Source organism: Klebsiella sp. CN_Kp097 (assembly GCF_040064495.1).
GTDB lineage: Bacteria > Pseudomonadota > Gammaproteobacteria > Enterobacterales > Enterobacteriaceae > Klebsiella > Klebsiella aerogenes.
The window spans coordinates 80108-89064 of record NZ_JBEAIL010000026.1 but is presented as its reverse complement, the minus strand read 5'-3'; the positions used below and the strand labels follow the sequence as shown (position 1 = coordinate 89064).

9 protein-coding genes are annotated in these 8957 nt (G+C 45.5%); 3 read left to right on the top strand and 6 right to left on the bottom strand.

Annotation, left to right across the window (positions count from 1 at the left end; genetic code table 11):
- Nucleotides 1–383: 383 nt before the first annotated feature.
- Nucleotides 384–524, top strand: a complete 141-nt coding sequence (locus ABLV07_RS20845; RefSeq protein ID WP_348853775.1) for a hypothetical protein — start codon at nt 384–386, stop codon at nt 522–524.
- Between the two features lie 103 nt (nt 525–627).
- Entirely contained in the window at nt 628–936 is a 309-nt protein-coding gene (locus tag ABLV07_RS20840) for a hypothetical protein (protein ID WP_348853774.1), read from the top strand.
- Nucleotides 937–1411: 475 nt separating this feature from the next.
- Here the strand turns inward: ABLV07_RS20840 and ABLV07_RS20835 are convergent, their stop codons facing one another.
- Together ABLV07_RS20835 and sopA are read right to left on the bottom strand one after the other, a co-directional pair.
- Entirely contained in the window at nt 1412–2383 is a 972-nt protein-coding gene (locus ABLV07_RS20835) for a ParB/RepB/Spo0J family plasmid partition protein (protein WP_348853773.1), read from the bottom strand.
- Nucleotides 2383–3549 carry a plasmid-partitioning protein SopA gene (gene sopA, locus ABLV07_RS20830; protein WP_320886655.1) on the bottom strand — a complete coding sequence of 389 codons (1167 nt, stop codon included), beginning with the start codon at nt 3547–3549 and terminating at the stop codon, nt 2383–2385. The genes ABLV07_RS20835 and sopA overlap by 1 nt, the downstream gene beginning before the upstream one ends.
- 740 nt (nt 3550–4289) lie before the next feature.
- Here sopA and ABLV07_RS20825 point away from each other — a divergent pair.
- Entirely contained in the window at nt 4290–5294 is a 1005-nt protein-coding gene (locus ABLV07_RS20825) for a RepB family plasmid replication initiator protein (protein WP_325896787.1), read from the top strand.
- A 282-nt stretch (nt 5295–5576) separates the two neighbouring features.
- On the opposite strand, the gene ABLV07_RS20820 is transcribed toward ABLV07_RS20825, so the two are convergent.
- The 4 genes from ABLV07_RS20820 to ABLV07_RS20805 all read right to left on the bottom strand — a co-directional run bounded on the left by ABLV07_RS20820 (nt 5577) and on the right by ABLV07_RS20805 (nt 8170).
- Nucleotides 5577–6317, bottom strand: a complete 741-nt coding sequence (locus tag ABLV07_RS20820) for a site-specific integrase (protein WP_348853772.1) — start codon at nt 6315–6317, stop codon at nt 5577–5579.
- Nucleotides 6318–6680: 363 nt separating this feature from the next.
- Nucleotides 6681–6977: a type II toxin-antitoxin system RelE/ParE family toxin gene (locus ABLV07_RS20815; RefSeq protein WP_348853770.1), complete on the bottom strand. Its 297-nt coding sequence runs from the start codon at nt 6975–6977 to the stop codon at nt 6681–6683.
- Nucleotides 6964–7230, bottom strand: coding sequence for a type II toxin-antitoxin system ParD family antitoxin (locus tag ABLV07_RS20810; protein WP_348853769.1), 267 nt, complete (start codon nt 7228–7230; stop codon nt 6964–6966). The genes ABLV07_RS20815 and ABLV07_RS20810 overlap by 14 nt, the downstream gene beginning before the upstream one ends.
- 541 nt (nt 7231–7771) lie before the next feature.
- A complete protein-coding gene (locus tag ABLV07_RS20805) occupies nt 7772–8170 on the bottom strand; it encodes an MAE_28990/MAE_18760 family HEPN-like nuclease (protein WP_348853768.1) in 399 nt (132 codons plus the stop codon).
- Between the last annotated feature and the right edge of the window lie 787 nt (nt 8171–8957).

The following is an 8957-nucleotide window of genomic DNA, read 5'->3' as shown; positions in this document are numbered from 1 at the left end:
TGGTCCCGGTCGACACTCATACCACCATGCCGGCAGGTGGGACCGTGGTCCCGGTTGGTATTCATACCACTATACCGGCGACTGGGACCATGGTCCCAGTCGGTACTCAGGAACTATCTAAAAAGCTCGAACCATAGTTCCATTGAACACCAATAGTTGGATACGTATGTAACCAAGTAATTTGAAAGAATAAGAATAGCTGTAATCAAAAACTTAACAGGGAATTACACTGCCAAGATCAAAAAAGTTAACTTAAAGAAAGAGGCAGTAAGCGTAATGCATATATTATAAATCGGCTATCAGGTTACCCGCATACGCTTTCCGGGACCACTATTGAATAGCTATTCTTTCCTCGAACCTACTGTCATGAAAAGGGAAAGTAGATGATCGTAACAAAATCAAAAACGAATGATACAGGTAAGGATATGATCGAAGAGAAAACTGTAACAGGCCGTATTGCCAGCCATCCAGGATTTGCAGTTTTATGTACGCTTGCAGGTGTCGCACTTACTAGTTTTTTTTAGCTGGCTGGGGGTACATCAGTCGGCGGTTATCAATGAAAAATCATCCTGTATATCCAGAATTAATACAAATGAAAGGATACTCAGGGAACACTCAGCAGAGTTTATGGCATCCATCGGTGACTTAATTAATTATTCTGTATTTCCTCCATCAAAAAAACCCGAAGATTTAGCGAAAGTCGCAGGACCTGTCATAACGCAGGGGTTTGCTATTAGTGCCTATGCACCACTCCCACTGTCAGCAATTGCACTAAAGATCTCGATGACAGTACAGCAAGCATCGTTAGCATCGATGGGTTATGCTAACCAGGAGGCAGCAATAGCGTCTGTAAACGAATCCTTTGGAAAATGGCCATCGACTTTTGCTAAATCAATACAGGAATTCGACAGGCTGCGAAGCCAGTGTGGTAAATAAATTTCAGGGCAACTTTCGAAAACCATGCGTGGATTCTCTGGCACATACCTGGCTAATGAAAGTAAATCTTCAGAAATCACTATAAGATCTTCCGTCATACCGAAGAAATTACGATTCCTGTTAGCTCTCGGATCTACAGGCGGGACCGTGGTCCCAGTCAGCCTCTGACATTTACACTGCAGGCGGGACCGTGGTCCCAGTCAGTCTCTGGCATTTATACTGCGGGTGGGACCGTGGTCCCACATGCACTATTGCCTCACCAGGAACGCTTACAATATACCGCCAGTTGGATGTTACTGATAGCGCAATCCCCCCTAAAACGAATCTTTCAGGGGCAATAAATACTGAAATTGACTATTTCTGTATAAAGTGAATTCGGGATATAAGAAAAAAACACTAACAAAAAGACCAGCCGATTTTTCCTGCTGGTCTGTCAGAAGAGAGGTCACATGAGGAAGTGATTTGAAAACGGCTATCAGGATGTCCTGGCTTCAAGTTCCTTAAGAATAGCTTCAATCTTATCAATACATTCAACAGGCAGACGACTTCTGTCGAGGTTAAAAATGACCTTGTCCCCTTTATAGAGAGCAGTCGCTCCTGGTGCATACTGATGTCGGGAACTCAGATTTTCACGGGGTGAGGTCGATTTTTTCAGTACCGCGGTTAACAGAGAAATCAATTCATCCGCTTCAAAAATGACCCCCGCTTTCCTCTGATCATGAAGTTCAGCAGCCTGTTTCTCCAGCAGACTCTCTTTGCCTGCAAAAGATTTAAGAAGCGATTCTCCGGCACGGGCCGACAACTCTCCCGGGTGAGAGAAGAGGGCTACCACGTTTTTCGGAAGCCTGGCGGTGTTCAGACAGCGAGAAATAATTTTTCTGGAAATATTTTCCGCATCTGCCAGTGCAGAGATATTGCCTGCAAATTCATGTTCCAGTCGATACGCATAACGCTGACCACGCTCATAAGCACTGGTGGGGCGATAGTCGTTACCCAGCCGGGATAAGGCCGACATCTGCTCATCATCAAGTTCACCAACCAATATACGATAATCACTGGAAGTCAGGATCGCAGCTTTACGCCGGCGGCTCCCGTCAGCCACCTCAATGACACCAGATACCCGGCGTCCAAAAGCCGGGGTCTGTTGTCCCGCCAGAAGAAAAGAGGGGATCAAATCATCCAGGGCATCCTCAGTCAGTAATTCCTGATCACGTTCATTACCTGACCAGACCCGGGACATTTCCTCAACGGCGTTTCCCGGAATGGCTTCGAGGGTGAATTTGACTTCACGGCCACAGACCGGAAGTGAAACCGTATTTCCACGGGCCATCGCGCCAACCCGGGCAATCAGTGAATCCACCATAGGTGCTGCAGGCGCCGGAGACTGAACGGTATCAACTGATGTACTTTTTATCGTGTTTCGTGGAATGACAGGTGCGCGCTTCATTATCTGATCTCCCAGCGAGGTTTAATCAGTCGATCAAAAATTTCATTACAGACAGGCTCCCAGATGGAAAGGGCATTTCGCCATGCTCCGGTAGAAGAGCGCTGATCAATGGCCTGTTCAAAAACTGTTCTCATTCGGATCTGACCTTTACCCACTTCGTCTGTTTCACGAACGACATTCTTCAGTACCATGCCGCCCCAGGCATCCCTGATCTGTTCTTCCATCCACGGGGACTGAGAGCCATTATTATTACTGTATTTGGTCAGGAGAATACGAACATCAGGTTCGAATCCTTTCAGATCCACATTTTTCAGCAAATCACGAAGCATATCGAAGAATTGCAGGGCAGAGGTGTAGTCAAACAACTCAGCGGGGGTCGGTACGATCAGTACATCAGCAGCACAGACCACATTAATGGTGCCAATCCCCAGGTTTGGTGCGCTGTCTATGACAATGACATCGTAATCATGGGCAACAGTTTCAATTGCCAGGCGTAACATGAGGTGTGGATCGGTCGGCAGTTTGCCTTCGTCGAATTTCCCCATGAGCTCTGTTTCGATGCGATGCAATGCGAGGCACGACGGAATGATATCCAGTCCTGGCCAGCAGGTGGGTTTAACCGCATAGCCGGCATCATCCTTTTCACCAAGATAGAAGGGAAGGAGCGTATCTTCTGCATGAATATGAAGATCGGGCACCCAACCGTGATACATAGAGGCGGTACCCTGAGGATCGTTACCTTCGACAAGCAGGACACGTAAACCTTTCAGGGCAAGATCCTGTGCAAGGTGAACAGAGACGGACGTTTTATAAACCCCTCCTTTATGAGCAGCGACACCAATAACCGGTGGGAAAGAGTCTTCTGAACGCCGAAGGCGAGTACCGAATACATCCCGCATATGATTGATCTGCTCAATCGTGTAGCCGACACGTTGCTCAACTCTTCCACGCGTTTCCATATCCGGGTGCGGTAGCCTTCCGGCTTTTTCTGCATCCCTGATTGCCTGGGAGGAAACACCCACTAAATCAGCTGCTTCACCTATACGCCACCGGCGGGTGATTTTCCGCGCTTCCGGGCTGTCATCGTTAAACTGTGCCACGGCTATGGCTTTTGTCATCTCGTGACCGGCGGTAATGCACTGGTCAAGCGTATCCATCAGTCCCATCTGAGCATCCTTTAATCATTACTTTGCATCATTTTATTAAATCTTGGATTTTAATGCAAAGCAACAATAAAAACGCAAAGTCTTACGAAAATTGCAAAGTTGTTCACATTATCATCACTTCATTACTACGATATGAGCAGGTTGCATACCTCAATAAATATGATCCGACCGCTCGCCGCAGTAAGCAGGCGAGCGAAGTGAGCGTGCGGCGAGGAAGCGGAATGACTACGGGTTTATATGAGGCACTGACGCGCTTTATCTTCAGAAACATGATGTTAAGGCGACGCGCGGTAATGAAAATTGACTGCGATATGTAAAATATTAACTGTAGCATGCAACTTCTGTGGGGGTTGAGTGATCCTCCCTGGGTCTGTTCAGCTGCATACCGCAGTCAATTCCTTACACTTATGTGCTGAATTATTGTGAGATTCGGGTTCTGGTCAATGTCTTTCTGGTTTATTAATAGACTGAAATGTCAGGGAAGGGTTATTCATACCTTCGATCCAGTAATTGATCCCTTAAGAGATCATATTGAGATCATAAAGAGATCCCCGGATCGTTGCAGGCCCCGTCCTGACTGCGCCAGGACACTACGGCCATTGACTGTGATGGGTAAAATATTGACTGTCGTATGGCTTTTCTAATACTGTGATATGCAACGGTATTTACTGAGGTATGTATTTCCGTTGACTGAGACATGCGTATATACTTGCCTTTGTGGATAACTGTTGGTGTTTAAAATGGCTAACGAAAATAATGAGTTACCTCTTAATCTGCAGGAGATAGATAAGACAACCGGCGAAGTTGTTAAGCTGGATGTCAACAGTGCCAGTACGGTGCAGCCTGTGGCGCTCATGAGGCTGGGTCTGTTCGTTCCCACGCTTAAATCCACCTCCAGGAGCAAGACTAACCGTAAAAACGTCACAGATGCCACTGAGGAGCTTGTACAGCTGTCGATCGCCAGGAGCGAAGGGTACAACGATGTGAAGATCACAGGATCGCGTCTGGACATGGATACGGATTTTAAAGTCTGGCTGGGGATCATCCGATCGATGTCAGAGTATGGCGTGAAAAAGGACACACTGGAACTCTCATTTGTCGAGTTTGTGAAAATGTGTGGATTTGACTCCCGCCGCTCCAACAAGAAAATGCGTGATCGCATCAGCAATTCGTTATTCAAACTGGCCTCTGTCACGCTTAAATTCCAGAGTGAGACAAAAGGCTGGACGACGCATCTGGTACAGTCCGCTTTCTATGATATCAACGAAGATATCGTGGAGATCAAGGCTGAGCCCAAGCTGTTTGAGCTGTATCATATGGACCGGCGGGTACTGCTACGCCTGAAAGCCATTGATGCCCTGCAGCGTAAGGAGTCTGCTCAGGCGCTGTATACCTATATCGAAAGTCTTCCGCAGAACCCGGCGCCCATCTCCATGAAACGTATGCGTGACCGGCTCAACCTGACCTCAAATGTCTATACGCAGAACCATACCGTGCGTAAGGCCATGGAGCAGCTCAGGGATATCGGTTATCTGGATTACACCGAATTCAAACGTGGCCGCGCCACATACTTCAGTGTGCATTACCGCAATCCGAAGCTTATCAGTGGCACGGTAAAAGCGCCGAGGAAGGAAGAGACGGCGCCGGAGCAGAACTACGATGAAGTGATTAAGGCACTGAAAGCGGCGGGGATCGATCCTAAAAAACTGGCCGAAGCCCTCAACAGTTCGAAATCAGAAGATTGACTGTGATATGCAGAATCTTCACTGTAGCGTGTCAATTTTCTTTCTCTTGACTGTGGCGAGTGTAATGCATACCACAGTCAATATTCCCTCCTGAACTGATGCCATCAGACCGCTGTTAAATTCACTGTCATATGTAAATATGGACTATGGTGTGTAAATGTTGACTGTGATATGTGACTCCGGGGCGAAGGAAGCCCCCCATATTGACTGTGGCATGTGATAATTCACACCTCAGTCAATATATTTAGCGCACAAAAAATCTGAAAATGTTCACCCCTATGTTCACGTCTGCGGAGGGAGCGAACGCAGGATCTCCGCCGCATCCCGGCCGTCTCCGGTGAATGGCACCGCCAGCGTGGCCGCCAGCTCCAGTGCAAACACCCGGGTATACACCTCCATCGAGCGTGGATCCTTATGACCGGCCAGTGCCTGGATGACTTTCTTCGGCTGACGGTGGTAGAGCATGTGCATGATATAGCTGTGACGGAAGGTATGTGGTGTCACCGGTATGGAAAAATGGACCCCGTCTTCACCGGCCCGTTTCACAGCCTGCTTCAGCCAGTTACGCATGGTCTCATCCGTCACAGACCACAACGGCTCACGCCGGCGGGGGCGGGTGGTCACCATCCAGCTCTGCATCTGACGCACAAAATTCACATCCGTCAGCGGAACCAGTCTTACCTCATCCTTTGGCGGTCGCCCGCGACGTGCCCGCACCTTCTCTGACAGCACCCGGACAAACGGCCTTAAACCATCAAGATCAAACGACTCCGGCGTCAGGGTTCTGGCTTCACCAATACGGATACCGGTGTTCCACATGGTGGCAAACAACATATGGTGCCGCTGATCGGGTATATAAAAGAGAAGGGCGCTCACTTCCGGTGCCAGCAGATAGGCCGGCGTGGCGCCGGTGGAAGTGGCCATCCGGCGGAGTGCCACCGCGGTCGCAAAATCTACTCCCGGTGCGATCGGCAACAGGGAGACGCGTTCTGGTGAATTCTGCAGGGGAATGATGTTGTTCATCGGCTATTTTTCACGTAGCGCATGCATTGGTTATGAATACAGTTATTCTGACCTGAATGGTCCGATCCTGCCATCACAATAAATCGCAGCGCAAGGATCCATTTGTTGTGTTATCCCACATTATTGCGGGTAAAGCCAAATTGGTAAAGGATCCTTTTTCAGGACTGATCCATGCTGAAGCCAGTCATGACGCGGCTTGCAGGGAGTTTGACTGTTTTTGGGAGAATTGGGGTAATGCCAGGACAAACAGGATCGGACCAAAAAAGGAGGGAGCAGGGAAGGAGAGGATGCGCTACGTGAATTCTGATCTAGGTACACCCCTGTAACCGAGTCATATTTCATGCAGCGCAATGTGGTTGCTGATTACTGCCAGTTAAGATGACGACCGGCATCCTGATGCTGACTTAATATACGGATAATAATAATTTCAGTATCAGTTTGCAGAAAATAAATCATATGTCGTTCAACGGGTAGTGCGAATGTGTATTCCCCCAGTTCAGGACGTGGAGTGCCGATATTATGAGCACTCATAACATGAAAAATGTCGGATAGCTGATTAATATATCTGTCGGCCTGCTGTTCACCGAAATGGTGCTGCCCGTAATACCAGATATCCTCCAGATCCTGACTGGCTTTCGGCGTGATTTTAACGGTTTTCACCGGCAGCCCTCGTACCAGCCCTGACTTTTTTCAGGAACGCATCCTTTTCCCACGCCACAGGTTCGCCGCTGCTCAGGCCTTCTGCCAGTAAATCCCGCAGGGCCTGGAGACGTGACTCTGCCTGTTTTTCGCGCAGGAGACGAAGCGACTCGCGGATTACTTCACTCTGTGTACGGTAATCACCTGATTCGATGAGGGATTCTATGAAATCCCGGAGTTCATCTCCGAGATCCACTGTCATTGTTCTGGCCATATTCAAGCCTCAAGGTTGTAAGTTTAAATCTTACAATCAGTTTATTCGATACTCAAAGGTGCGTCCAGTACTGAACATTTGGAAGAAATGGGGTAATGCCAGGACAAATAAGATCGGGTAAAAAGAGTAGAGACAAGTACAGGAGAGATGCGCGACGCAAAATCTGGCATGGCCCCCCTGTTTCTAACGAAGGGCAGAAATGTTGTCCATTACAAACTTCATTAAGAGGTTAAGTAGGGAGATGAAATAACTATTATGTAGTGGAGAATTAAATTTTAAGCTGCAAAGAAAGTAAGCGAAATCTTTTACTGAAGTAATCAATTAGGCAAACCTGAACAGTCACGAAAATGGATAGGAACAGACAACTTTACTTGGCTCCAGAGTTTCGCTTCAAGAAGAAATAATTTTTTGCAGGACATAATGATCCCATAAAAAACTTTAATTAAAGTTTTACAACAGTATTTTTAAATGATTAGTAAATAAAAAAGTCGTATATACTGACCAGAGTAAACAAAACTGGCCAATACATAAGTTGTTAATGTTATAGCGTCTGAAATGACTGACTCTTCTCGGCAAGAGCTTTTTTAAGTGAGCGTAGAAAAATGCCAGTATCATCAAACTCATCTTTACTGATTGATACGGTTAGTTCTCCATGAGCGATATCATTACGTATATGAATGATACGATCTAATTTTTCTTTTCTCAACTGGGAAACTGCATTTTTCCTAGTTTCCATTACTGATCTTTTTAATTCAGTAGTGTTGCTTATTGATGTAAATATATCGTCATCCAGACATAACTTTGAAAATAATTTCTCAACTCGTGAAGATGTACAATTGCCGATTGATATAGTAAATACCCTTGGCTCTATATAATAACCATCACTACCAGGAAAACAAGACATTAAACTTGTTTTTAATTGATCAAAATTATATTTCACCCAATTAACCGTTCCACTGCCGTAATGAGTAAGAACATTACCGGAACTTGCTATGAAATAATTTTATAAAATATCATTTAGTTTACTGTGTTTTTTGACTTTCAGTTGGTGACATTCGATAACATGGTTTACCATATTTCTTATAAAATCTTTGAATATGGCAACGGCCTGTATGAAAAGTCCTCTATAAAGAGCGTTTTGAACAACTGTTTTCAACGCTAAGTATTTTTTTAACTTATTAACTAACACTCGCTCATGCTGGAATGAGGGCTATAATACAGAAGCATTTTTGGACAACTAATTCTATAAAGGCTAATCGAATTTTAGCTGTGTTATTAATCTCTGAAAAATAATCTTCAGTACGCTCGGTTTGTTGTAATAAACTAGCCATTTACAACCTCAGATATAACATTGGAAATAATTTGTATTCTGTCATTTATTGATGGTAATGTGTTTGCTTTACCTACAATTAACTCATGGTTTTCGCTACCGGGAATAGCTAATGCCTTAGTCTGTTTTTTATAATTTTCGCATTCTCAATTATTTTGTGTTCATTCTTAAGGTTTAAGAACATCGCAATCATCTGTGCATCAAAAAATGGCTTTGACAAATTTGAATCATTTTTTGTTCTTTTGCGTCATGATTCTAAAAACATCTTCACTATATAATTCCATGCAAAGACCAAGACATTTTTTAAACGAAAATTCCATCTCTGATAACTCATCATCTGAAGGGTGGCGATTATTTTTTTTACGTATCATCCAACATACTACGAACTGAACAAGTA